The 24,605-nt window shown below is 56.9% G+C and carries 23 protein-coding genes; 7 read left to right on the forward strand and 16 right to left on the reverse strand.

Translation table 11 applies throughout. The annotated features are described in order from the left end of the window. Positions 1-58: 58 nt before the first annotated feature. Positions 59-451, forward strand: coding sequence for a DUF4177 domain-containing protein (locus tag BM316_RS16810; protein WP_242649796.1), 393 nt, complete (start codon positions 59-61; stop codon positions 449-451). Here the strand turns inward: BM316_RS16810 and BM316_RS08280 are convergent, their stop codons facing one another. Continuing rightward, entirely contained in the window at positions 452-703 is a 252-nt protein-coding gene (locus BM316_RS08280) for a BolA family protein (protein WP_090206321.1), read from the reverse strand. Positions 704-782: 79 nt separating this feature from the next. Between BM316_RS08280 and BM316_RS08285 the strand changes: the two genes are divergently transcribed. Then, positions 783-1,418 carry a J domain-containing protein gene (locus tag BM316_RS08285; RefSeq protein ID WP_090206324.1) on the forward strand — a complete coding sequence of 212 codons (636 nt, stop codon included), beginning with the start codon at positions 783-785 and terminating at the stop codon, positions 1,416-1,418. Positions 1,419-1,430: 12 nt separating this feature from the next. Here the strand turns inward: BM316_RS08285 and BM316_RS08290 are convergent, their stop codons facing one another. Beyond that, a complete protein-coding gene (locus BM316_RS08290; protein WP_090206326.1) occupies positions 1,431-1,952 on the reverse strand; it encodes a hypothetical protein in 522 nt (173 codons plus the stop codon). 463 nt (positions 1,953-2,415) lie between these two features. Here BM316_RS08290 and cobS point away from each other — a divergent pair, with 463 nt between their 5' ends. From cobS to BM316_RS08315, 5 genes are all read left to right on the forward strand, one after another. Then, the gene (gene cobS / locus BM316_RS08295) at positions 2,416-3,402 is read left to right on the forward strand and encodes a cobaltochelatase subunit CobS (protein ID WP_090206329.1); all 987 of its coding nucleotides are present in this window, start codon (positions 2,416-2,418) and stop codon (positions 3,400-3,402) included. A gap of 230 nt (positions 3,403-3,632) precedes the next feature. Next, positions 3,633-3,998, forward strand: a complete 366-nt coding sequence (locus BM316_RS08300) for a hypothetical protein (RefSeq protein ID WP_090206333.1) — start codon at positions 3,633-3,635, stop codon at positions 3,996-3,998. A gap of 75 nt (positions 3,999-4,073) precedes the next feature. Further along, positions 4,074-5,954, forward strand: a complete 1,881-nt coding sequence (gene cobT, locus BM316_RS08305) for a cobaltochelatase subunit CobT (protein WP_090206337.1) — start codon at positions 4,074-4,076, stop codon at positions 5,952-5,954. A 63-nt stretch (positions 5,955-6,017) separates the two neighbouring features. Then, positions 6,018-7,802, forward strand: coding sequence for an aminopeptidase P family protein (locus BM316_RS08310; protein ID WP_090206340.1), 1,785 nt, complete (start codon positions 6,018-6,020; stop codon positions 7,800-7,802). A gap of 50 nt (positions 7,803-7,852) precedes the next feature. Further along, the gene (locus BM316_RS08315; RefSeq protein ID WP_090206343.1) at positions 7,853-8,194 is read left to right on the forward strand and encodes a DUF427 domain-containing protein; all 342 of its coding nucleotides are present in this window, start codon (positions 7,853-7,855) and stop codon (positions 8,192-8,194) included. A 3-nt stretch (positions 8,195-8,197) separates the two neighbouring features. On the opposite strand, the gene BM316_RS08320 is transcribed toward BM316_RS08315, so the two are convergent. The 14 genes from BM316_RS08320 to ftsW form a co-directional block, all read right to left on the reverse strand. After that, entirely contained in the window at positions 8,198-9,886 is a 1,689-nt protein-coding gene (locus BM316_RS08320; RefSeq protein ID WP_090207759.1) for a chloride channel protein, read from the reverse strand. A gap of 663 nt (positions 9,887-10,549) precedes the next feature. Then, a complete protein-coding gene (gene recN, locus BM316_RS08325; protein ID WP_090206345.1) occupies positions 10,550-12,199 on the reverse strand; it encodes a DNA repair protein RecN in 1,650 nt (549 codons plus the stop codon). Between the two features lie 36 nt (positions 12,200-12,235). Continuing rightward, positions 12,236-13,084, reverse strand: coding sequence for an outer membrane protein assembly factor BamD (locus BM316_RS08330; protein WP_090206348.1), 849 nt, complete (start codon positions 13,082-13,084; stop codon positions 12,236-12,238). 131 nt (positions 13,085-13,215) lie between these two features. Further along, positions 13,216-14,133, reverse strand: a complete 918-nt coding sequence (lpxC, locus tag BM316_RS08335) for a UDP-3-O-acyl-N-acetylglucosamine deacetylase (RefSeq protein ID WP_090206351.1) — start codon at positions 14,131-14,133, stop codon at positions 13,216-13,218. A 219-nt stretch (positions 14,134-14,352) separates the two neighbouring features. After that, the gene (gene ftsZ / locus BM316_RS08340; RefSeq protein ID WP_090206354.1) at positions 14,353-15,942 is read right to left on the reverse strand and encodes a cell division protein FtsZ; all 1,590 of its coding nucleotides are present in this window, start codon (positions 15,940-15,942) and stop codon (positions 14,353-14,355) included. Between the two features lie 177 nt (positions 15,943-16,119). Continuing rightward, the gene (ftsA, locus tag BM316_RS08345; RefSeq protein WP_090206357.1) at positions 16,120-17,454 is read right to left on the reverse strand and encodes a cell division protein FtsA; all 1,335 of its coding nucleotides are present in this window, start codon (positions 17,452-17,454) and stop codon (positions 16,120-16,122) included. Then, positions 17,454-18,356 carry a cell division protein FtsQ/DivIB gene (locus tag BM316_RS08350; protein ID WP_090206360.1) on the reverse strand — a complete coding sequence of 301 codons (903 nt, stop codon included), beginning with the start codon at positions 18,354-18,356 and terminating at the stop codon, positions 17,454-17,456. Before BM316_RS08350 ends, ftsA begins: the two co-directional genes overlap by 1 nt. Beyond that, entirely contained in the window at positions 18,344-19,258 is a 915-nt protein-coding gene (locus BM316_RS08355) for a D-alanine--D-alanine ligase (RefSeq protein ID WP_090207762.1), read from the reverse strand. Before BM316_RS08355 ends, BM316_RS08350 begins: the two co-directional genes overlap by 13 nt. 80 nt (positions 19,259-19,338) lie before the next feature. Then, the gene (gene murB / locus BM316_RS08360; RefSeq protein WP_090206363.1) at positions 19,339-20,277 is read right to left on the reverse strand and encodes a UDP-N-acetylmuramate dehydrogenase; all 939 of its coding nucleotides are present in this window, start codon (positions 20,275-20,277) and stop codon (positions 19,339-19,341) included. 76 nt (positions 20,278-20,353) lie between these two features. Further along, positions 20,354-20,650: a UDP-N-acetylmuramate--alanine ligase gene (locus tag BM316_RS08365; protein ID WP_090206366.1), complete on the reverse strand. Its 297-nt coding sequence runs from the start codon at positions 20,648-20,650 to the stop codon at positions 20,354-20,356. Beyond that, on the reverse strand, positions 20,650-20,898 hold the full coding sequence (locus BM316_RS08370) for a DUF2484 family protein (RefSeq protein WP_090206369.1): 249 nt from the start codon (positions 20,896-20,898) through the stop codon (positions 20,650-20,652). The genes BM316_RS08365 and BM316_RS08370 overlap by 1 nt, the downstream gene beginning before the upstream one ends. A 9-nt stretch (positions 20,899-20,907) precedes the next feature. After that, positions 20,908-22,305 carry a UDP-N-acetylmuramate--L-alanine ligase gene (gene murC / locus BM316_RS08375; RefSeq protein ID WP_207493669.1) on the reverse strand — a complete coding sequence of 466 codons (1,398 nt, stop codon included), beginning with the start codon at positions 22,303-22,305 and terminating at the stop codon, positions 20,908-20,910. A 17-nt stretch (positions 22,306-22,322) separates the two neighbouring features. Then, complete coding sequence (locus tag BM316_RS08380; RefSeq protein WP_090206377.1) at positions 22,323-23,420, reverse strand: UDP-N-acetylglucosamine--N-acetylmuramyl-(pentapeptide) pyrophosphoryl-undecaprenol N-acetylglucosamine transferase; 1,098 nt, start codon at positions 23,418-23,420, stop codon at positions 22,323-22,325. Beyond that, on the reverse strand, positions 23,417-24,586 hold the full coding sequence (gene ftsW / locus BM316_RS08385) for a putative lipid II flippase FtsW (protein WP_090206379.1): 1,170 nt from the start codon (positions 24,584-24,586) through the stop codon (positions 23,417-23,419). Before ftsW ends, BM316_RS08380 begins: the two co-directional genes overlap by 4 nt. Positions 24,587-24,605 lie beyond the last annotated feature (19 nt).

Consider the following 24,605-nt stretch of genomic DNA (forward strand, 5'->3'; position numbering starts at 1 on the left):
AATGAGCCACCAGCATGCGAAGCGGGCGCGTTGCGGCGTTATGAAAGAGGGTGAGACGATGTCTTATGAGTATAAGGTGGTACCAGCGCCGGTGCGCGGGCTGAAAGCCAAGGGGCTCAAAACACCTGAGGACCGGTTTGCCCATGCGCTGGAAACCGAGATGAATTCGCTCGCGGCTGACGGCTGGGAATACTTAAGGGCGGATACGCTGCCTTGCGAAAAGCGCGACGGCCTGTTGAGCAAGACAACGTCTTTTCAAAACATGCTTGTTTTCCGTCGGGCTAAGAAGACCACAGTGTCTCAGCAAAAGCGCGAACCCGTCATCACCGCCCCTGCCCCTGTCAAAGCAGCGTCGGTGTCCGAAGCTGATGAACCAACGCAGATTGCTGATGAACCCGCCAAGTCGCAGAAAAAAGGCGACAAGGGTTCGGCGGACGTTGCTGCTGAATGATCACTGAATATCAATAGCGAGCGCATGGATGCGCCCGATGATATCAGGACCAAGCGCAGCATGTATGGCGCGATGCCGGGCGATACGCGTCATGTCTTGCAACTTTTCTGCTTTGATGACGATGCGCCAGTGGCTTTCGCCTGAACCGTCATCGCCGGCATGACCTGCGTGTTTGGCGCTCTCGTTAATCACTTCGAGATGCTCAGGCGATAGCTCGCTCAGTGCACTGCGTATTTCTGTCTCAAGCGCCATAAATTTGTTCCTGCCCTCTTCAATCTCTCGTCCGAGAGTTTAAAGTTATTGCTCCGAGTCGAAAAGGTGAGACGCACCGATGAAAAAAGATGATCCTTTTGGTTTCGACATGTCCGTGTCGAGTTCGAAAAAGAAGAACACGCGCGGTCGGCGCGGCATGTCTGGTGCGTCAGAGACATCGACACGCGTCTGCGACCACGAAGGATGCACAGAATCCGGCAAATACCGTGCGCCGAAGGCGCCGGATGTGTTGGATGATTACTACTGGTTCTGCCAGCAGCACGTCCGCGAATACAATCTGAAATGGAATTTCTTCGACAGCACATCGGAAGCTGAATTGGCTGCACAAATGGACAGCGACCGCGTCTGGGACCGGCCCACCAAACCGTTCAAACGGTCCGTCGAAGAACGCGCATGGGCGAGGCTGGGAATCGACGATGCGCATCAGGTTCTGGGCGGCAACGCAACGCGGAATCCGGGCCGTGGTGCAGCGACGGGGCGCAAGCTACCGCCGACCGAACGTCGCGCGATCGAGATTCTCGATGCGAAGGACAACTGGTCAAAGCAGGAAATCCGCAAGGCCTACAAAGCCCTGATCAAGGTCTTACACCCTGATATGAACGGCGGGGACCGCAGTCAGGAAGAGCAGCTTTCAGAGGTTGTCTGGGCATGGGACCAGATCAAGGTGAGCCGCAACTTCCGTGACAAGGACTGACCCCCTCGCGGGTCAGTCACGCTGGTGATAGAGATTGGCGCGCGAAAGCGAGCTCAAGGGCGAAGTGACCTCGTGCGGTTCATCGTCTTGAGCAGGGTAATCCCATGTCTCGCCTTCGTAGCGCAGCGATGACATCAGGTGATGTGCGACCAGAATCGCTGCGTACCATCCCAAGCCAATCGTTGGGTTTTCCATGAACTCGGTCGCCAGCATGACCGGTGCATAGAACGTCCCATAGACGGGGCTAATCAGCGTTCCTGCGATGACGGCGGCGATGAGCGCTGCGGCAGTGCCGCCAACAAGCGCACGCATCCACCCAAAAGTGCCGCGCTCTCCCAACCAGCCGCGCGCGGCATAAAGGGCAAGGGCCCCGCCGATCACGCCAGAGATGAGCGTCCAGACTGAATAGAACGACTGCCCTGCAGGCAAAGCATCAACACTTTCGACCCCTGCCATGACATACATGGTCAATCCCGCAGCCACGCTTACGACGATTGCATAAGCAACCGCATAAGCCTTCTCACCTTTACTCATTCGAAACATCGAGGTTCGTCGCGACGACATGTCAGTATTTCCTTACAAAATTGCGCGGACCGCTTTGACAATATGAATTCTTGCGCGCGGTTAGATGAAAGTGAGTGAGACATATTAATGTCAAAACTCTGCCACAAAGGGCCAAAACCAACAAGAAAATCTGCCTCGTCGATTTCGATTAGCGGACAGTCTCCGATTTTCCGTTTTAATCCCTACGATTAGGAAACAACGCTGCGCCCGAATTTAAACACAATATGAAATTGTGCCGCGCAAATACCGCGAATCCGGATCATGTGGGCTATGATGGACGATGATCTGCCTGACGTGGCGGCTGTCTCTCACAACGGCGGCATCAGTCCACATCAGAGACATCGCAGGGCCAGTGTTCCCTTTCCCTTGCAGAGGCGCGCGTTATATTGCATCCCCGACCCGACAGGATCATTCAAGTTCAAAGGCTCTCAAAATGGCGGACGGTATGACGGAAATGCACGCAAAACCTACCGAGGAAATCTCGGTCCGGGAGGTCTTCGGAATCGACTCCGATATGAAGATCAAGGGGTTTGCCGAGCGTACGGACCGCGTTCCAGATATCGACAGCACCTATAAATTCGATCCGGAGACGACTTTGGCGATCCTTGCGGGATTTGGCTACAATCGTCGCGTGATGATCCAAGGGTATCACGGCACAGGTAAGTCGACCCACATTGAACAGGTTGCGGCGCGCCTGAACTGGCCTGCAGTCCGCGTGAACCTCGACAGTCACATCAGCCGGATTGATCTGATCGGCAAGGATGCGATCAAGCTGCGTGACGGCGTGCAGGTGACAGAATTCCACGAAGGCATCCTGCCTTGGGCACTGCGCAATCCGGTGGCTATCGTGTTTGATGAATACGACGCCGGCCGTGCAGATGTGATGTTTGTCATCCAGCGCGTGCTCGAAACCGATGGTAAGCTGACCCTTATGGATCAGAACGAGATCATCACGCCAAACCCTTACTTCCGTCTTTTTGCGACAGCAAACACGGTTGGTCTTGGCGATACGACCGGGCTTTATCACGGAACCCAGCAAATCAACCAAGCACAGATGGACCGTTGGTCGTTGGTGGCGACACTCAACTATCTCAGCCACGATGCCGAGGCTGCGATTATTCTGTCGAAATCGCCGCATTTCAACACAGAGAAGGGCCGCAAGACGATCAGCCAGATGGTGACCGTTGCCGACCTGACCCGGACAGCCTTTATGAATGGTGATCTGTCGACAGTCATGTCGCCACGGACCGTTCTCGCGTGGGCGGAAAACGCGCGCATTTTCCAGGATGTCGGTTATGCCTTCCGGCTATCGTTCCTCAACAAATGCGACGAGTTAGAGCGCCAGACTGTGGCCGAGTTCTACCAACGCTGCTTTGATGAAGAACTGCCAGAGAGTGCCGCGAGCATGAGCCTGCGATAGGCCAGAGCGCTAAGAAGATTTCAAAGGGCGGACCGCTGGGGCCGCCCTTTTTTGTTGCGCGGGTGGCAGTCTTAAATTGTGCTCCTGCACCGCAAATCCATCAACATTCGATCACTCTTGCCGCGGTTCTGCCGGCAAAGATCAGCCCCCATAAAAATGCGCAGGCAATGCCATATTCCGGTCGGATTTTTCGGCAGAATACCGGTCGGACCCAATTGGAGCATCACCAGATGAAAATGAAGATCGGCACGCCACTTCCTGACGATTATCAGGTCAGCCATGAGGATCTTGCGGAATCTGCCGCCACGCTGATGGCCCATGCGTTGCTTCCGCTTTTTGCTGAAAATATGGAAGAGTCCCTCGCCAAGGCCAATGTTGAAGGCATCGTGACTGAATTGGCCTATCTCTTTGACGAGGGTGAAATCACTCTTGGGGGTAAGACATATCGGCCACGCCTCGCATTCGTTGACGAAGGTGGCGCGATCCTGCCTGGTGCCGCGACTTTGACCCATCTGCACCAACTTGCCGAAGACCCATTCGAGATTGCGCCAGAAGCAGGGATCACCTTTGAGGAAGCTGAATTCGTCGATGAGTAGGCGCTTTTCGCTTCCTTAGGCACTGGTCATTGCCCTGCCCCGGTTCTAGTTTGCACAGCAGCAAGGGAAGGTGGCATGAGCAAACCGTCAGACAATCCGGCCGATCCGTTCAAGAAGGCACTGGCTGAGGCCACGAAGGTTCTCGCCGATGATCACGAATTGAATGTGACATACTCCGTCGATCCCGCGGGACAGACCTCTGACACGATTCGACTTCCGCAGGTGTCGCGGCGCATGACACGCGATGAGGTCTTGCTGGCGCGCGGCACTGCCGACGCCTTCGCGCTTCGTCACAAGTTTCATGATCCTAAAGTGGCTGCGCGCTACATGCCGCAAGGCCAGATGGCCCAAGACCTCTACGACGCGATGGAGACGGCCCGGATCGAGGCGGTCGGGGCAGAATATATGCCGGGCACGGCTGGCAATATCGATGCCAAGATCGAGACCGAAGCGATGCGCAAAGGTTACGACCAGATCAATCAGGCCTCGGACGCCCCGCTTTCTGTGGCCGCAGGCTATCTGATCCGCCATTTGGCAACTGGCCGCGATCTGCCGAAAGGGGCTGACAATGTCATGGAGCTTTGGCGTGGCTTCATCGAAGACCACTGCGGTGGCACGCTCGAAAACCTTCAGGACACGCTGAGCGACCAGAAGTCATTCGCCAAGTTCGCCCGTCAGATGATCAGCGATATGGGATACGGGGATCAGCTTGGCGATGATCCCGACGCGCTTGATGACGAGATGGAAGACGAGGCCGAAGAAGGCAACGACGACCAGCAGGAAGAGCCTGATAGCACTGGTCAGGACGACAGTGACGGCGACGAGGCAGAGGGTACGCCAGAGCAAAGTCAGGAAGAAACGCAAGATGCGTCTGAAGCGCAAGTCAGCATGGATGATCAGGCTGATGCTGAAATGGGCGAAGAAGCGGAAATGCCGGAAGGTGAGGCCCCTCTTGAGCCGCCCCCGCCGCAGCCAGTTTCCGATGCCGACCCAGACTACAAGGTTTTGACCACTGAATTCGACGAAGAAATCGCCGCTGAGGATTTGGCAGAGCCTGTCGAACTCGAGCGTTTGCGCACATATCTTGATCAGCAGTTGGAGCCGCTCAAAGGTGCGGTGTCGCGTCTGGCAAACAAGCTGCAACGCCGGTTGCAGGCACAACAGAACCGGACATGGGAGTTTGACCGCGAAGAAGGCATTCTTGATGCCGGTCGTCTTGCGCGCATTGTTGCCTCGCCAACGACGCCACTGTCTTTCAAGGTGGAAAAGGATACAGACTTCCGCGACACGGTCGTGACACTTTTGCTGGACAACTCAGGCTCCATGCGCGGCCGCCCGATCTCGATTGCTGCAATCTGTGCCGACGTCATGGCCAGAACCCTTGAGCGGTGTGATGTGAAAGTCGAGATCCTCGGCTTCACAACGAAGGCCTGGAAAGGCGGGCAATCGCGCGAGAAGTGGCTTGCCGAAGGCCGCGAAGCGACACCGGGGCGTCTGAACGACCTGCGCCACATCATATACAAATCTGCCGACGCGCCTTGGCGCCGCACCCGTCCAAATCTGGGATTGATGATGAAAGAAGGGTTGCTGAAGGAAAACATCGACGGCGAGGCGTTGGAATGGGCGCACCGCCGGATGGTGATGCGGCCAGAGCAGCGTAAAGTCCTGATGGTGATTTCTGACGGCGCGCCAGTGGACGATTCGACACTGTCAGTGAATCCGGCAAATTACCTTGAAAAGCATCTGCGCGACGTGATCGCGATGGTGGAAAAGCGTAAAGCTGTCGAATTGGTCGCCATCGGCATCGGGCATGACGTGACGCGCTACTATGAGCGGGCCGTGACGATTACAGACGTTGAACAACTTGCTGGCGCCATGACTGAGCAGCTGGCCAGTCTGTTTGACACTGATCCACGCAAACGCGCCCGCGTTCTGGGAATGCGCAAGGCAAGCTAACCCGAAAGCCTCGGCAGTTGGGTTCTCCTACCTGCCGAGCACAACCATCGAGGCGCACACAAGATGTTCCAGACTTTTGCAGCAACGTCGTCGCCTGATCAGGGCCCACCGCGTCTGGCGGCTTTGCGCAGGGTGATGGCGGAAAAGGGTTTTGATGTTTTCCTCGTCCCACGCGCAGATGCGCATCAAGGGGAATATGTTGCACCGCGTGATGCGCGGCTGGAATGGCTAACCGGATTTTCGGGCTCTGCCGGATTTTGCGCAGTGATGCAGGATCGGGCGGGCATCTTTATTGATGGACGCTATCGTTTACAGGTGCGCCAGCAAGTGGCCCAGGACTTTACTCCTGTGCATTGGCCAGAGACACAACTGTCTGACTGGCTGCAAGAGCATTGTAATGCCGGTGCAACGATTGCCTATGACCAATGGCTCCACACGGCGACGCAGATCGCAGACTTGCGTGCCGATTGTCCGAAACTGAACTTTGAAGCGAGCGAAAATCTGGTTGATTTGATCTGGGACGACCAGCCTGCAGCACCTGATGCTCCATTCATTGTTCATCCGATCGAATACGCTGGTGAAAGCCATGACGCGAAGCGCAGACGCCTCGCCGAGAGCCTTGAGGCCGATGCGGCAGTCATCACACTGCCGGACAGTATCGCGTGGCTTCTCAATATCCGCGGCAGTGATATTGAGCGTAATCCTGTCCCGCAGGCCTTTGCGATCCTGCACGAAACCGGAAACGTCGATCTTTTCGCGCATGAGAGCAAGACAACAGAGATCGCGACCGATTTGTCAGACGGCGTGACGATCCTGCCACCAGAGACCTTCCTGGATCATTTGCGAGGACTGAAGCAACGCGTCTTGATCGACAAGGGCACCTGCCCCGACGCTGTAGCCAGCACGTTGAAAGCGGCGGGGCTGACAGTCATCCACGGGCAAGACCCATGTATCCTGCCGAAAGCCAGAAAGAACGAAGTTGAAATTGCAGGGGCACGCGCTGCGCATGAGCGCGACGCCGTCGCCATGGTACGGTTTCTTGCCTGGCTTGACCGCGAGGCTCCGTCAAACAAATTGACCGAGATCGATGTGGTCAAAGCGCTTGAGGGTTTCCGCCGCGACACCAACGCGCTGCGGGATATCAGCTTCGAGACGATCTGTGGCGCAGGTCCGCATGGAGCCATCGTGCATTACCGCGTCACTGAAAATACCAACCGCGCTGTCAAAACTGGCGAACTTCTCTTGGTCGATAGCGGTGGGCAATACATCGACGGAACAACTGACATCACGCGGACCATTGCCGTGGGTGATGCGGGCGAGGAAGAGCGCGCCTGTTACACGCGTGTGCTGCAAGGCATGATCGCTGTCAGCCGTATCCGCTTCCCCAAAGGTGTGGGCGGTCAGCACCTTGATGCGCTGGCGCGCGCACCGCTTTGGCTTGCCGGGCAGGACTATGATCACGGCACAGGGCATGGTGTTGGTAGCTATTTGAGTGTGCATGAGGGACCACAGGGAATATCGCGGCGGTCCGAGACCGCGCTTGAACCCGGGATGATCCTGTCCAATGAACCGGGATATTACCGCGAAGGCGCATTCGGTATCCGGATTGAGAACCTGATCGTCGTGACAGAGGCCCCGACCCGTGCGGGTGCCGATGATCGGACCATGTATGCCTTTGATACGCTGACATATGTCCCGTTTGACCGGCGGCTCATTTGCGTTGATCTACTGACTGAGGCAGAACGGGGCTGGATTGATCGTTATCATGCGGATACATTGGCGCTTCTTGCGCCAAGACTGGATGACGCGACTGCGAGCTGGCTCGAAACCGCCTGTGCACCGCTTTGACCTTTTTGACGAAGCAAGCGCTGGACGGGTGACACGATAAGGAATGGATTATGGCTGATCACATCAAGATACGACCTGCGACGGGTACATGGGTTGTCCGTGCCGGTGGCGCGGTTCTGGGCGAAAGCAAGAACGCTCTGGAACTGATCGAAGGTGATTATCCGGCGGTGATCTATTTTCCGAAAGACGACCTCGCGATGGCGTTTTTGGAACCGACGGACACATCGTCAACCTGCCCTTTCAAAGGCGATGCAAGTTATTATTCCATCGTCGCCAAAAGCGGCCCTATCGCGAATGCTGCGTGGTCCTACGAAACGCCGAACCCAGAGGTTGCCGCAATCGAGGGCCATATCGCGTTTTATACAAACAAAGTCACGGTCGAGCAGGTCTGACGCTCAGGAATGCTCTTCTGCCGCTGTCGCGGCCAAGGCGCGGTTCATTGCGCGCAGCGCATCGACCTGAAACAAAGCACCCCATAGCACTGGCGGACTGTCTTCCCCGCCCAAGGTGACGATCGGAATAAAGCGCGGGCTACCGCGCTCAAAGATCGGCATTGCCTGTTCCAAAGTTGCGTTGCCATCGAGGTACAGACCCTCGCGCACCAGTCGCCAGCATTCTTCCTCGTCTGCGGCACCGGGCACGTCCATCTTGCGCATGATGCTGGACACTTTGAACGTCGCCAGCAGATAAGCTTGCGGCCCGGCAGCAAGGTGAACATTGCGCCGCTCAAGCTGGGTGAGAAAGAACGATCGATCCACGAGGCGTGATGACAGCGCGGTGGAGATCGACACCGCCACCATGACGGCTAACCCCGTCTGCCAGTCCCCCGTCAACTCAAACACAATCAAGGTGGTGGAGATGGGTGCACCCAAAACAGCTGCAGCAACCGCCCCCATTCCAGCAAGTGCATAGAGCGTGCTGCCGCCGGAAACGGTCGGAAATGCAGAGGTCGCGATGATCCCGAAAGCCAGGCCGGTCAATGCGCCGACCATCAGCGACGGCGAAAACACACCGCCACCCATGCGCCCCCCCATCGTGATCGCGACGGCGACAACTTTGAGGATTACAAAGACGATGGCCTCATGCCAAAGCAATGCGCCTGTCAGCGCCGCTGAGGTTGTTTCATAGCCTACCCCGATAATATGCGGCCACCAGATCGCCAGCCCACCAAGCAACGCACCAGCGATCGCAGGGCGGAGGTAGCGCGGTATCCCTGTTTCTTCCTGCACGTAGTTGCCAAAGTCATCCGCCCAGAAAATCGCCTTCATCAAGGCAACGGCAACCAGCCCACAAACAAATCCAAGAATGAGAAACGCCGGCAATTCGACATAGAAAGCCAAAGCATTCTGAACTGTGAGGGTGAATTCGGTCACATCACCAAAAACAAGGCGGTTGATTACAGTCCCGGCAGCAGATGCAATCACGATCGGCGCGAAGGCATGTACGGCAAAGTGCCTCAACACGACCTCCAGCGCAAAGAGCGCACCGGCGATAGGGGCGTTAAAGCTGGCAGAAACAGCCGCAGCCACAGCGCACCCAAGAAGGTCACGCCCCGTGATGCCGCTGGCATTGATCCACCTGCATACCCCTGTCGAAATCACCGCAGCAAGATGCACGACCGGACCCTCTCGGCCAGTTGATCCGCCGGTTGACAACGTGATCATGGAGGCCAGAGCCGAGGCCAAACCACGGCGCACCTCGACACGCCCTTCGGACAAAGCAGCCCCTTCAATGACATCAGCAACGGAACGCACCCGTCCATCATCGGTAAAGCGGTGCAGGATAACACCCACAATCAGGCCGCCACAGATCGGAATGACCAGTATCTGATACCATGCAAGACCGGCTGCGAAGCTATGCAAGGTCAGCACATCATCAGTGCCGTAAACTGTTGTCTGGATGGCATAAATCCCAAGCCGGAACAGCACTGCGGCAGTTCCTGCAGCAATCCCGATGGCCAGCGCGATAAACCAGAATTGGACATGGGTCGGGCCATGCGCCTTCAAGATTGTCCAGGCGCTATGGCAAGTATCTCTGGCGTCGGTCACGCCTTGCCGCAAAAGAACTTTAAGTGGTTTGCCCATAACCCGGCTTTCGGCCAATCTTTCAGCGACATACAGATCGAAACTGCGAACAGCTTCCATCAGCGTAAGCATTTACTATGGCAGGATTCCCGTTCTTCCAACCCCTTGCGGAGAGAAGTGCCCCTTCAGGGTGCTATGGCGGAGCGCAAAGTGAGCGCTAGAATCGCTCTGATTGGCCTCGGTGAACTTTGCCGGACAAGGTGTTCTTGCAACTTAAATGCGCGATGACGTTGCGTCACAGACGACTTCGTTCCACCGCGATTTGTTGCGAAATTCAGTCAAAATTCAGTAGCGCTGAAATGCCAAACTACTATTTGCAATGCATAATTTTGGTAACAGGTGAGAAAAATTGTTTTAAATTAATACTCTATCAAACGCACTAAACACAACCATTAGTTGATTAGTCATAGATACTGACATACTTTGGGACAGGTTGTCGCAAACTACTTGCAGTTGTTACCTTTGCGTCAAGAAGATGATAGTCTTCTGACGTTAACGAGTGATCCGGCACATGCAGCTGGTGTTAAATGTTCAGGAGCTTAGGGTATAAGTTTCCTGCATGAACTTCATGGATGTCGGAGGTGAGTGGCCGGCAGACATGCTAAAGAGTGGGCTGGGTAACCGGTATAAGTTCGGGGCGTCGCGCGTATTGCGACGCCCTTTTTAGTTCACCATCAGTGCCCTAGCAGCATCCCGTGCCGCATCTGTGACCTTATCGCCGGAGAGCATGCGGGCAATTTCATCAACGCGTGCGTTTTGATCGAGCGGCACAACATCAGATCGTGTTTCTTCATCTGATTGAATTTTGGTCACACGCCAATGATGGTTCCCCAACGCTGCGACTTGCGGGGAATGCGTGACCACCAAAACTTGACGCCCTTCAGCTAGGGACGCCAACCTTCGGCCAACGGCGTCTGCGGTGGCACCACCGACACCACGATCGATTTCATCGAAAATCATGGTCAGACCGGTGTCCGATTGGGTCAGGCAGACTTTGAGTGCCAACAAGAAACGGCTGAGCTCACCACCGGAGGCAATTTTATTGAGCGGCCCTGCTGGCGCACCCGGGTTTGTGGCGACAGTAAATGCAACAACGTCAACGCCGTCCGGCCCGGCCGTGCCGGTTGAGATCTCGGTTGCAAAGACTGCACGCTCCATTTTGAGCGGGGCAAGTTCATCGGCCATCGCCTGATCCAACCGCAACGCTGCGGCTTTCCTAACCTGTGTCAGATGGGATGCCGCCTTGTCGTAGGCTTGCTCCGCCCTTTCGACGTCCTTCTTCAATCTCGTCAGATCGTCAGTACTCTGATCCAGCGCCGAGAGGCGGTCGCGCAGCGTGTCAGCAAACTCTGCAAGATCGTCAGGTGCGACACTGTGCTTGCGTGCCAATCCACGGATTGCGAAAAGCCTTTCTTCAGCCTCCTCCAACTCGTGCGGGTTAAAAGACAGGGCATCAAGGCACGTCTCAACACCGCGCTGCGCCTCGTCCAGTGCGATCATCGCCTGTTCGATTGCGGCAAGAGGTTCATCAAGTTGACCATCAGCGTCATCTGCTACGCCCTGAAGCCAGCGTGATGCGTCACCTGCCATGCCTTCGGCCCCATTCAGACCGAGGGCCTCAGCAGCCTTGGCGATATCTGTACGGATTTTCTCGGATGCCTGCATCAGACGCCGTTTTGTATCCAGAACGGCCTCCTCACCTGGTTCAGGTGAAAGTGCATCCAATTCGGACACCGCATGCCGGAGGAAATCTTCTTCAGCGCGGGCCTCTGCAATTTGCGCCTCAGTCGAAGCGAGAGCTTTGCGCGCGTCTGTGAGGGCTTTCCATGATTTGCGCGTGGCACTTAAATCGGCACCCAGCTTTGCGTAATCGTCCAGGAGGTCTCTGTGACCACTTGGGTTCAAAAGCCCTCTGTCATCATGCTGCCCATGAAGTTCGACAAGCGTCTCCGACAGTCGGCGCAGTACTTCTCCGCTCACCCGCCGGTCATTCACCCATGCCGTCTTGCGGCCATCCGTGGTGTTCACACGCCGGAGGATGAGTTCGCCTTCATCCTCTATGCCGAATTCGTCCAGAATTGCATGCGCGTCATGGTCACGAGGGATATCGAACCAAGCAGTGACCTCGCCTTGCGATGCCCCTTGCCTGACAAGCTCTGCCCGGCCACGCCAGCCGAGCACGAAACCCAAGGCGTCAAGCAAGATGGATTTGCCGGCTCCGGTCTCTCCGGTGAGCACGTTCAAACCGGGCTGAAAGGCAAGCTCCAACCGGTCGATGATCAGCATATCTCTGATGTCTAATCCGCGCAGCATCTGGTCGCCCTGCGTTGTGCTATCACCCTGATTGCGTCAGAGCCATTCGCCACGAACCACCTGACGGTAGATTGATGACAACCAGTTGTTGCCGACCGGATCTGCTGTAAGCCCTTGACCAGTCAACAAGGCGAAGCTCGCCTCGTACCATTCGCTTGAGCGATAGTTGTAGCCCAAGATCGCACCTGCGGTTTGTGCCTCATCCAAGAGCCCTAGTGAGAGGTAGCTTTCCACCAACCTGTGCAATGCCTCAGGCGTATGTGTCGACGTCTGGAAATCCTCGACAACCGTGCGGAACCGGTTTGCAGCGGCGACGTAGTTTGCCCGCTTGAGGTAGAACCGCCCGATCTCCATTTCCTTTGCGGCCAGATGGTCAAAGGCCAGATCGAACTTTTGCGCGGAAAGTGCGGCGTATTCCGATCCGGGGTAGACCTCGATCACACGGCGCAAGGCTTGCAGCGCTGCTACCGTCAGACCCTGATCACGGCCGATTTCGTCAATCTGATCGTAGTAAGACAAAGCAAGAAGGTAGGCCGCGTAAGGAGCGTCCTGCTCTGCGGGATAGAAATCAAGATAACGCTGTGCAGCGGCGCGGCTGCTCGCGAAATCCTCATCACGGTGATAGGAAAAGGCCTGCATGATCAGCGCACGTTCGGCAAGTTCTGAATAAGGATAGAGACGCTCGATCTCGCCAAAGGTAACAGCCGCGTCATCCGCCTGCCCGGCCTCCAACTGACGCTCGGCGCGGGCGAAGATTTCGTTGGCGTTCAGTTCCTCGACAGATGGACCACTGTTGAGGCTGCCACACGCGCTCAAAGCAACAAGCGCGACAGCGCCGCTCAGCCTGACAAACCAACGCGATTTTGGGGCTTGGGTCACTGACATCGGTTGCCTCATTCACACCTTACAACAGGCGATCTAGCCTCGCCTGTGTTACTTGCGATTGGTCTAACATAGAAAAATCGGGTGCAAAATGCCTTTTGCAGTCCCGTAGTGTTCAACACTCCGTGCTGAAATCAGGCGACAGCCTCAAGGTCTGCAGCAGTGACGCCGACACCTGGCAAACGGGCAGCAATGCGATGGTCACAGTCAACCCAACGCCATGCATCCGGCGTGTCGAACAGCGCACGCAACAGCTTGTTTGTCATCGCATGGCCTGCGCGGCGGCCTGTATATCGACCAAGAATAGGTGCTCCGGCGGTATATAAGTCACCCAAAGCATCAAGCATCTTATGACGCACAGCTTCGTCACTATGACGGAGGCCACCGGGTGTCAGGACCTTTTCCCCATCGACGACAACGGCGTTTTCGACACTGCCGCCAAGCGCCAGCCCATTTGCCCGCATTGCTTCGACGTCGGCTGAACGACAGAACGTCCGGCTATCACACAGCTCACGGACAAATGCTCCGTTGGCCATATTCAGTGTCTTCTTCTGGTGGCCAATCGCGGCATCGGAGAAATTGATCTCGAAGTCGATTTGCAGGCTGGTCGATGGCGAGAGCGATGCAAAGACCTCTCCCTCCTTGACTGAGACCTCGCGGACAACCTCAATCGCGCGCAGCGGCGCCGATAGTCGCTGAAGACCGGTCGCAACAAAGCCCCGAACGAAAACTGCTGCGCTGCCGTCGAGGATCGGCACTTCAGGTCCATCGACATCAATCAGAGCATTGTGGATCCCGCATCCGGCCAAAGCCGCCATCATGTGTTCGATCGTCGAGACCGTCACGCCGTCACGATTGGTCAACCGTGTATTAAGCGGAGAAACCACGACGTCCGACCAGAGCGCCTGCAAAACCGGCTTGCCGGTCTGATCCACCCTGCGAAATGCGATCCCGTGATTGGCCGGTGCAGGATGCACGACAACACGAACAGGCGCGCCTGTGTGCAGGCCCGTTCCCTCAAAACTCGTCGTGTTGCGCAGTGTGGTTTGCAAACGCAGTTGTCCCGTTCGTTTTCTTTGTCTCCACCGAGGTAGATTGCCGCGCTGCAATCCTCAACTCACGCTTTGCGACGGTATGAAACATCTGATGCAATTCCGCATGCTGCAACTGCAGAAAAAACGTAAGCAGCTGATATGAAATGCAAAAGGCCGCCTGACTGGCGGCCTCTTTTGTGAACAGAACGTAACGTCCTGTCTCAACTGTTTCAGCGTTTAGTTCGCCTGACGCCGGAGGAAGGCCGGGATTTCAATCTTTTCCTGATCTTCATCCTGCTGTGGCTCCTGACGCAAAGCAGTCACTTGTGGCTGTGCACGCGATGGCTGCGCGCTGCTTTCGGCTTGCGCACCGGTCATCCGGTTGATCAGCGAATTGATCCCGAACCGTGGCTTCTCGGCCTCTGATGGCTGCGCTGCGGCACGCGGTTGTGCTGCAGGCGCTTGCGGCTCAGCCTTTGGCACGCGGTTCACGGCTGCCTGCAAACGGGCCAGCGCCTCTGGCGTAGGTGTCCCAGGTGCGACGGCCGAAGCCGCACGCGGTGCCACAAAGCTATCCGCTTCGGTGAGTTGTGGTTCCGGACGCGGCTGGTAGGCCGGTGGCGGCAATTCATCGGCAGCCTCAGGCGCAGGTGCGGCTGTTGGCGCCTCTGGTCGTGGGGCAAACGCTGCAGGCTGCGCTGGGGCTTCCTGTGCATCAAACAAGCCAGGTTCTTGTGTAGCTGCTGCCGGAGTTGCAGCGATAGGCTCTTCAACAACTGGCGCTTCGGGAGTTGGCGCTACTGTTGGTGCCAAAGGTGCAGCCATAGAGCGGCGCGGCACGGGGGTTTCTGTTGCACCGATTGCTGCGTCAATGCCAGTCGCGACGACAGACACGCGCATCCGGCCTTCCATGCCCGTATCGAGGGTCGAGCCTACGATGATGTTTGCATCGCCATCGACCTTTTCGCGGATCTTGTTGGCAGCTTCGTCCAGTTCAAAAAGCGTCAGATCATAACCACCAGTGATGTTGATCAGCACGCCCTTTGCGCCTTCAAGAGAAATCTCATCCAGAAGCGGGTTGGCGATTGCTTTTTCGGCCGCTTGGATAGCGCGGTTTTCACCTTCTGCCTCGCCCGTGCCCATCATCGCTTTGCCCATCTCGTCCATTACGGCGCGAACGTCCGCAAAGTCGAGGTTGATCAAACCGGGACGCACCATCAGATCGGTAACGCCTTTCACACCCTGATAGAGCACATCATCAGCCAAGGCGAAGGCTTCGGTAAAGGTAGTGTTCTCATTTGCCAGACGGAAAAGGTTCTGGTTGGGAATGATGATCAGGGTATCGACGACCTTTTGCAGTGCCTCGACACCCGCCTCAGCCTGACGCATGCGCTTGGCACCTTCAAACTGGAACGGCTTGGTCACGACACCGACGGTCAGAACGCCCAACTCGCGTGCGGCCTGCGCGATGATCGGTGCAGCACCGGTTCCCGTGCCACCGCCCATACCTGCAGTGATGAAGCACATATGGGCACCCGCCAGGTGATCTACGATCTGTTCGATGCTCTCTTCCGCAGCGGCGGCACCGACACTGGCCCGCGCACCGGCACCCAAACCTTCGGTGACTTTGAGACCCATCTGGATTTTCGCGGCAGCTCTGGATTGTGCCAGCGCCTGTGCATCTGTGTTGGCAACAACAAAATCAGTGCCGTCGAGCGCCTGCTCGATCATGTTGTTCACTGCGTTGCCACCTGCACCGCCCACACCAAAAACGGTGATGCGAGGCTTCAGCTCGTCGTGCCCGGGAAGGGAGAGATTCAATGTCATAATTTGATCCGCCTGTTTTTATCAATGCCCGTGCCCGCGGGCCATCACTGCTTATTGAGACTCACAATAACCAAGTGATGCCGAAAGGTCACGATAAAAACAAGAAAATGCCACCAAATCTGGACAGAATATTTTAGGTCACCGCCTGATTTCGGAGTAATGGCAATATCTTGCGGATCACCAGTTATCCTTAAACCATTTGACCGCGCGTTTCAGTGATCTTGCCGGATAGCGATCTGCGGGAATTTCGAAATCCCACCACTCATCCTGAGGATTCGCGGCAAAGAGCGTCAGTCCGACAGCGCTTGAGAACGCAGGGCCAATGGCGGCCTGCGGCAAGCCCTGCACACGCAAGGGTCTTCCCAGACGCACCTGCTGGCCAAGGATCTTGCTGGCTAGACCGTCCAGTCCGGGGATTTGACTGCCACCGCCGGTGAGAACAATTTGTTGGCTCGGCAGATGTTCAAATCCTGCTGCATCAAGGCGGGCGCGGACCTCTTCAAGGATCTCTTCGACACGTGGACGCATGATCCCGATCAGTTCAGCCCGGCTGACGGTGCGGCGGTCGTGTTCCCAATCGCCGGTATCGCCACCGATTTCGATCATTTCACGGTCGTCCATGCCGGTTGCGACGACACCGCCGTAAAACGTCTTGATCCGCTCGGCCGTTGCCGTTGGAATCTGCAGACCCATGGATATGTCGGACGTCACATGCTCTCCACCAATGCGCACGCTATCGGCATAGATCATGTGTTTCTTCATGAAGACCGAGATGCCGGTGGCGCCACCGCCGAGGTCAATACAGGCCGCACCAAGCTCTTGCTCGTCCTCGACAAGTGAGGACATGCCGGAGACATATGCCGATGAGGCGATACCCGCCAATTCAAGGTCACAGCGCTTGATGCAGTAAAAGAGGTTTTGGATGGCGGTCATGTCGACGGTCAACATGTGCATGTCACAGGTCAAGCTCGTCCCGATCTGTCCGCGCGGATCGGCCAGACCGGACCGGTGATCCAATGCAAAATTTACGGGCTGTGCGTGAAGGACTTCACGATCAGCGCCGTAGTCGGGCACGTCACAGTTTGCCATCACCTGACTGATGTCTTGTTCACTGACCATACCGCCGCCGATATTCAATTCGCCGTCCAGACCGTACGACCGTGGACGCGCACCGGAGAGGCAGGCAATCACATGATCGACGCGCACATTCGCCATCTTCTGAGCGGCCTGCACGGCCGTGCGGATTGCCCGTTCGGTTTCCTGCATGGCGTCAATCTCGCCGAAACGCACCCCGCGAGACCGCGTTGTAGCAGCACCAATCACGCGAAACTGGGACTGTCCTGCCAGTGATCCGACACCATCTGCCCCCCGAAACTGCTCCGGTCCGTCAAAGCGAAGCACCAAGCAGGCAATTTTTGAAGTGCCGACGTCAAGAATGGCGACAACACCCCGTTGCATTGCCGCTTTGCGCATTTGGCGCATCGCCCTTTGGCTATCGTATAAATCGCCCATCAGTTGCCCACCTCGTTATTATTTTCGTTGCCAGAGCTGATGCGCCGCAGCGCAATTGCCGCTTCTTCGTTCAGTCTCAGGGTCAGTCTTGCAGGATTTCGCATGTCGACGACGGCGATGTCACGGCTCAGCATGTCACGCGCGGCATCAAGCGCCAGAACCCGGTCAAGCGCGCGTTGCGCGCCGCGATCAGGCAGAAGGATCCGCAGATTTCCGTCGAGAACAAGGTCCCAACGTCGCTCGCCCATGCGTACAAGGCCTCTCACTCGCTGCAAAAGCGGGCCCGCCGTCGCGAATAACTGTAAGGCTTCGGCAATTTCAGCCTCAGCGCCTTCGCCAGCAATCAGCGGCAAATCCGAACGTTCGGATCTCGCCGAAATCTGCCCTGACACAACCCCTGCCGCATCGATCAACCGCAAGTCCTGACCGTCACGCCAAACCGCGACCGGAACGCGCGGCGTCAGGTCAACCTCTAACAGGCCGTTTTGCCCGACACGCACGCTGGCCGATTTGATTGGATCAAGGGCTTCGATTTCTACGCGGATCGCATCAAGGTCCATATCGAAGGAAGACAGCGGATATGCATCCGGCAAGAACGCAGAAACGATCTCCGTCACCTCTGCACCACCGCCTTCGATCCGCGAACCACGCACCATGAATTGCGGACGTTCCTGAAAATCGCGCTGTGCTTCCGCGATGGTCTGCGACAGAAAAATCCGGTTCTCAGGCTTGGAATACCATGACCCGGCAATCGCCCCGATCAACAGAAGTGGCACGCCGATTCTGACCGTGCCGCGAAAACCGGGGGTGAGCATCAAACGCTGGAGGCGATACCCAAAGCGCGACGGCGCCGGATCGCGCGAAGGTGCAGATGGCGTATCACGACGGATCAACGGTCGCATGACGCATCCTCCACCAAGGTGCGGCAAAGCTCAGGAAAGCTGATACCGACATGCGCTGCCTGTTCAGGCGTCAGCGACGTCGGTGTCATGCCAGGCTGCGTATTTGTCTCAAGCAAAATCAGACCATCGAGCCCCCTGCTCTCATCCCACCGAAAATCGGTCCGGCTGAGACTCCGGCACCCGAGGACCTGGTGCGCTCGCAACGCATAGTCCATGCAGGCATCAAAAATCTCTGTCGGAATATCGGCTGGCAAAACGTGCCGCGAACCGCCTTCTGCGTATTTGGCGTGATAGTCGTACCAACCATCCGTGATGATGTCCGTCACTGTCAGCGGGCGGTCGCCGAGCACAGTCGTTGTGAGTTCACGACCTGGAGCGTAGGTTTCCACCATGACAGTCGATGGCATATCGTCAGCCAACTGAGGCGGACCATTCGCTGCCTCATCAACGATGTAAATGCCGACGCTCGATCCTTCGTTGTAGGGCTTTACCACGTAGGGTGGCGGCAAGACGTGCGCACGGCGCACATCATCTACATCGGCCAGAATGCTCTCGACCACGGGAAGCCCGGCTTTGCGATAGACATCTTTGGTCCGCTGCTTGTCGAGCGACAGCGCTGACGCCAGAATACCTGAGTGCGTATAGGGAATACGCAACCATTCAAGCAGACCCTGAACGGCACCATCTTCACCCCATCGGCCATGCAAAGCATTGAAAACGGCATCGGGCTTGATTTCGAGAAGGCGTGCGGCAAGGTCGGGCCCTGCATCGACCTCGATCACTTCGCAATTTGCGTCCCGCAAAGCCGTTGCACATTCGCGGCCCGTGCTAAGCGACACTTCACGCTCAGCCGAGGGGCCGCCCATAAGGACAACTACTTTCGGGTTTGCCCTGCTCGACATACCCACCGCCTCTTTCGCGGGTCTTTTGCCGACCCGTCAATTTCAATGACCTGCTCTTCAGGTCGGGGCCTTTTTGACCCTTATTGTGCGGTGTCTTCGCCTTTCCGGACGCCGACCCGCATGATTTCCCACTGTAACTCAATGCCTTGGGAATCGTAAACCTTTTTCCGCACCAACTCGCCCAGATCTTCCAGATCGGCAGCAGTCGCGTCGCCAGCGTTCGTCAAGAAGTTCGAGTGCTTTTCGTTCATCACAGCACCGCCCACTCGCGCACCGCGCATGCCTGCATTGTCAATGACCTTCCAAGCTTTCAGGTCATGCACGTCATCAGCCAGTCCGGTCGAGGAAAATCCTGCAGGGTTTCGGAAGGTCGATCCAGCGGTGCGGTCTTTCGTGGGCTGCGTTTCGTCACGTTTTGCAAGCTGGTCTTTCATGCGTTGTCGCAGCACATCCGGGTCCGCCTTTTGGGCTTTGAAGCGGGCCGAAACGATGATGGACCCATCAGGTAATGTGCTCTGACGGTAGGCGAGATTGAGGTCTGCTGCGTCCCGTTCTTCAACTTGACCATTCCGCCGAATGATGGTCACGCTTTCAAGAACATCTGCGACATAGGTGCCGTAGCATCCAGCATTCATGCGCACCGCGCCGCCAATCGCACCGGGAATGGTCCGCAGAAATGTCAGATCAAGACCTTCATCGGCGGCACGACGGGCAACATGCGCATCCAAAGCTGCGGCACCGGCTGTGACATGCTCGCCTTCGATACTGATGTCATTGAAGCCCCTGCCAAGGCGGATCACCACACCCGACACGCCACCATCACGAACAATCAGGTTGCTGCCAACACCCATGGGGAAAACCGGTATCTCAGGAGGCAGTTCTTTCAGGAATTCACAGAGATCATCCTGATCTGCCGGCAAGAACAGCACTTCGGCAGGGCCCCCGACACGCATCCAAGTCAATTCTGCCAACGACTTTTGGTGTGTGATCGTGCCACGCACCTGGGGGAGATTGTCCATAACTGCTATGCCTTCGCGCTCTTACCGAATATTGCGATTGACCAGATAAACCAGGACGCCACAAAGGCAAAGCACCTCAGTCCGACCTCGGCCCGCGATCATCCCTGCGACGCAGTAGCCACCCCAAGAGCGCACCTGCGCAAGCTCCCGCTAACGCTGGAATAATCAGAAGAAGCGAAGCGCCCATCGCTTGCACAGGATCAAGGCCAAAGGGACGCCCACTGGCATAGAGCAGAACCGCGAGCACGCCGCCCAGAATGCTGAGAATCGTCAAAGCCAGTCCACTGTGGCCGCGTCTGACCAATCTGGTCAGCCAGACAAAGGGAATTGCCGCGCTGGCCAGCATAATGGCGATTATCGCGAGGTCCGCCATCAGGTACCGAGCCGCCTTTTGACCCAAAGCCAGAAGTAATAAACCGGCCAGCGCAGAATGAGGCACCCAACGATGAGGCCGATGGACCCAAAAAACACACCGTGTCGCCAGAAAAGCCAAACGAGCAACGGTAAACCGACGATGATCAGAACGTAGGCGCGACGCCAGTGATTATCTTTCGACGGAAGGACCGCCATCACAAATGACAGCAAGACCCATAGACCAATCAGGACCCATGGATCAGCCATCGTCCGCGATCAGCCTGCCAATTTCGCCGGAAGTGCATTCGCCCATGCGCTGATCGTGCCTGCCCCAAGGCACACGACGATGTCGCCTGGTTTCGCCTCTGCTAGAACAAGATTGGCAAGATCATCTTCGCTTTCAACAACGATCGCATGACGATGCCCGTGACGCGAGAGTCCGGCAACAAGATCACGATGGGTCGCGCCTTCAATCGGGTCCTCACCTGCGGCAAAGACTTCCGAAATCCCGACGATATCGGCATCGTTGAAGCAGGCGCAGAATTCATCGAAATGATGTGAAAGGCGTGAAAAACGGTGTGGTTGGTGGACAGCAATCACGCGCCCTGTTGCGGCCTGGCGTGCTGCCTTCAGGACGGCTGTGATTTCTACAGGGTGATGGCCATAGTCATCAATGATCGGCACGCCGTTATATTCGCCAACCTTTGTGAACCGGCGATTGACGCCCTTGAACCCGGCAAGTGCTGTGCGGATCTCGCCCTTCTTCATGCCGAGGTGACGTGCCACAGCAACCGCGGCCAGCGCGTTCGAGACATTGTGATCGCCCGGCATAGGAAGCACACAGTCGGAAATCAGCGCATCCTCTGCCTGCAGCGCAATGTCGAAATGCGCCACGCCAGCTTCATAGCGCAGGTTGATCGCGCGGACGTCTGCTTGTGCGTTAAAGCCAAAAGTCCGGACCCGCCGGTCACTGATCTTGCCCACAAGTGTCTGAACATCGGAGTCGTCAGTGCAGCAGACAGCCAATCCGTAAAACGGAATGTTCGAGACGAAGTCGAAAAAACCCTTATGCAGCGCCTCCACCGTACCCCAGTGCTCCATATGTTCAGGGTCGATATTTGTGACGATAGCAACTGTCGCGGGCAGTCGGTTGAATGTTCCGTCGCTTTCGTCAGCTTCAACCACCATCCACTCGCCCTGCCCCATACGGGCATTTGAGCCGTAGGCGTGAATGATCCCACCGTTAATGACCGTCGGATCGATTCCGCCTTCATCCAACAGAGCAGCCACCATAGTCGTGGTCGTCGTCTTACCGTGTGTCCCGGCAACGGCCACGTTTGATTTCAGCCGCATCAACTCGGCCAGCATCTCCGCACGGCGCACCACCGGCAACCCCAGAGCGCGAGCGGCGTCGAGTTCAGGGTTGCCTGGCTTGATCGCGGACGAAATGACGACGACCTGCGCCCCTGCCAGGTTTTCGGCTCTCTGACCCTCGTAAACAATTGCCCCAAGATCTTTGAGGCGCTTGGTGATCTTTGTCTCTTTCAGGTCAGAGCCCTGAATCGTGTAACCATGGTTCAACAGCACTTCGGCAATCCCGGACATGCCTATGCCGCCGATGCCCACAAAATGGATCGGCCCTATATCGGTTGGCAATTTGGTTGCAGCATTCATCAGTGCGGTTCCATCCATCATTTCTGCTGTCCCTCTGCCAGACTCTCAACCTCTTTGACAAGGCGCTCTGTGGCGTCAGGAACGCCACAGGCGAGTGCGGCCTGTGCCATCTTCATCATGCCGGCTTCATCAGACAAAAGTTCTGTCAGCTTCGCGGTCAGCGGAGCGACCTCGAATGTGTCTTCCTGCATCAAAACAGCGGCACCGGCTTCGACCATTTGCCGCGCATTCGCCGTCTGTTCGTCACGGATCGCACCGGCATATGGCACCCAGATTGTGGGCCGGCCCACAACACTGACATCAGCCACCGTGGATGCCCCGGAGCGCGATATGACAAGTTGTGCATCAGCCATGCGGCGCGGGACATCCTCGAAAAACGTCTCGACCTCAGCCGTCAACAGTTCGCTTTCATAGTAGTCAGTCACGCGCTTCATATCTTCAGGGCGCGCTTGTTGGGCTACACGGACGCGGCGTCTGATGTGCTCCGGCAACGCGGCTATCGCTGGGGGCACGATGTCGGACATCACGCGCGCGCCCTGTGAGCCGCCAAGTATCAGGATCGACATCGGATAGTCACCGGGCGCGATATATGGTGATCCTGCTTGTTCCAGCACTGCGGCGCGCACGGGGTTTCCGGTGTGGACGCCTTCGACCCCACGTGGAAGCTCGGTGGGCCATGTCCCACAGGCGATACGATTCACCCGCTTGGCAAAAAGCTGGTTCACCCGACCGAGCACACCATTTTGCTCGTGGATCATGCGCGGCAGTCGCAAGACCCAAGCCGCTGACATCGCAGGAATCGCAGGGTATCCCCCGAAACCGACAACAACAGTTGGCCGGTCCTTGATCATGCGCCACTTTGCTGCGGCAATTCCTGTCAGAATGCGGAATGGAACAACAAATTTCTGCAAAATCCCGCCACGAGCGAAAGTCGCGCTCCCGACAACATTGACTTCTACCGCGTCTGGAAAACCACCGGCGTAGCGCGCGCCACGGGCATCTGTGGAGAGCTTCACCCGCCAACCTTTCGCCAACATAGCCTCGGCCAAGGCCTGCGCGGGGAACATGTGACCGCCTGTGCCACCGGCCGCGATAATCAGCAAGGGTGCGCTCATCTGTTGGCCCTGCGCAGCAAGATGTCACCCATCTCGCCCTGCGGACGGCTGCGGGTGAAGGCCAGCAGCATACCAACGGCGATACCGCCAGCGATCAGGGACGATCCGCCGTAGGACACGAAGGGCAAGGTCATGCCTTTGGCCGGCAGCAATCTGACCGCAACACCCATGTTGATCATGGCCTGAACGCCGAAGATGCAAACAAGGCCGGTGCCAGCGAGGCGAATGAAAACGTCCCGTTCCTTCATCAGGCGCAACAACGACCGGACAACGATGACAGCATAAAGCGCGATGATGAGAAGCACGCAAATCAGCCCGTATTCCTCGGCTGCGACCGCGATTATGAAATCGGTATGTGCGTCAGGCAGCGACCACTTCACCTGACCCTCACCGACCCCAACACCAAAAAAGCCTCCTTCGCGGATGGCGTTCGTCGCATAGCCCAGCTGCGTCGTCGGATCGAGATCGGGGGATAGGAACCCGTCGATGCGGCGGGCGAAGTGTTCAGAGCTGTTATAGGCAAGCACCCCTCCTGCGATCACAAGACACGCGATCACAATCAGGATGGTCATCGGGGCACCGGCCACGAAATACATGACACCCCAGCCAAACAGTATCAGGGCTGCCTGACCAAAGTCAGGCTGCGCTGCAAGCATCAGCACGATCATCACAGTCAGGACAAACGAGTAGATTTTCCCCGGGGGTCCACCAATCTGCTGGGACGCCGCAAGCAACCATGCTGCCATCACGACGAATCCGGGCTTCAGGAACTCTGACGGCTGCACGGACGCAAAGCCCAGTGAATACCAGCGCGTTGCACCTTTGCCGAAGTCCGTTCCCAGAAATGGCAACAGTGCCAAAGCAACAAACGCGGCAAAGAAACCAATCACAGCAAGTCTGCGTACAAGGGTCGGAGACATCATCGACACCACGAGCATCACAAACATCGCCAGACCGCCGAAAACTGCCTGCCTTGTCACGTAATGGAAGGGTTCCAGACCATTTTTGGCCGCCAGCGGTGGTGACGACGCGAGTCCAAGAAGCAAACCGATCCCAAAAAGGACGAGAACACAGGACATTGTCCATTTGTCGATTGTCCGCCACCAACGGGGAAGGACTGGATCGCCCGATTGCACGGGAACCGTGCCATAGACCATTTCCGTCATGGATTTACCGCCATACTGC

The organism is Yoonia litorea, from assembly GCF_900114675.1.
GTDB classification, from domain to species: domain Bacteria; phylum Pseudomonadota; class Alphaproteobacteria; order Rhodobacterales; family Rhodobacteraceae; genus Yoonia; species Yoonia litorea.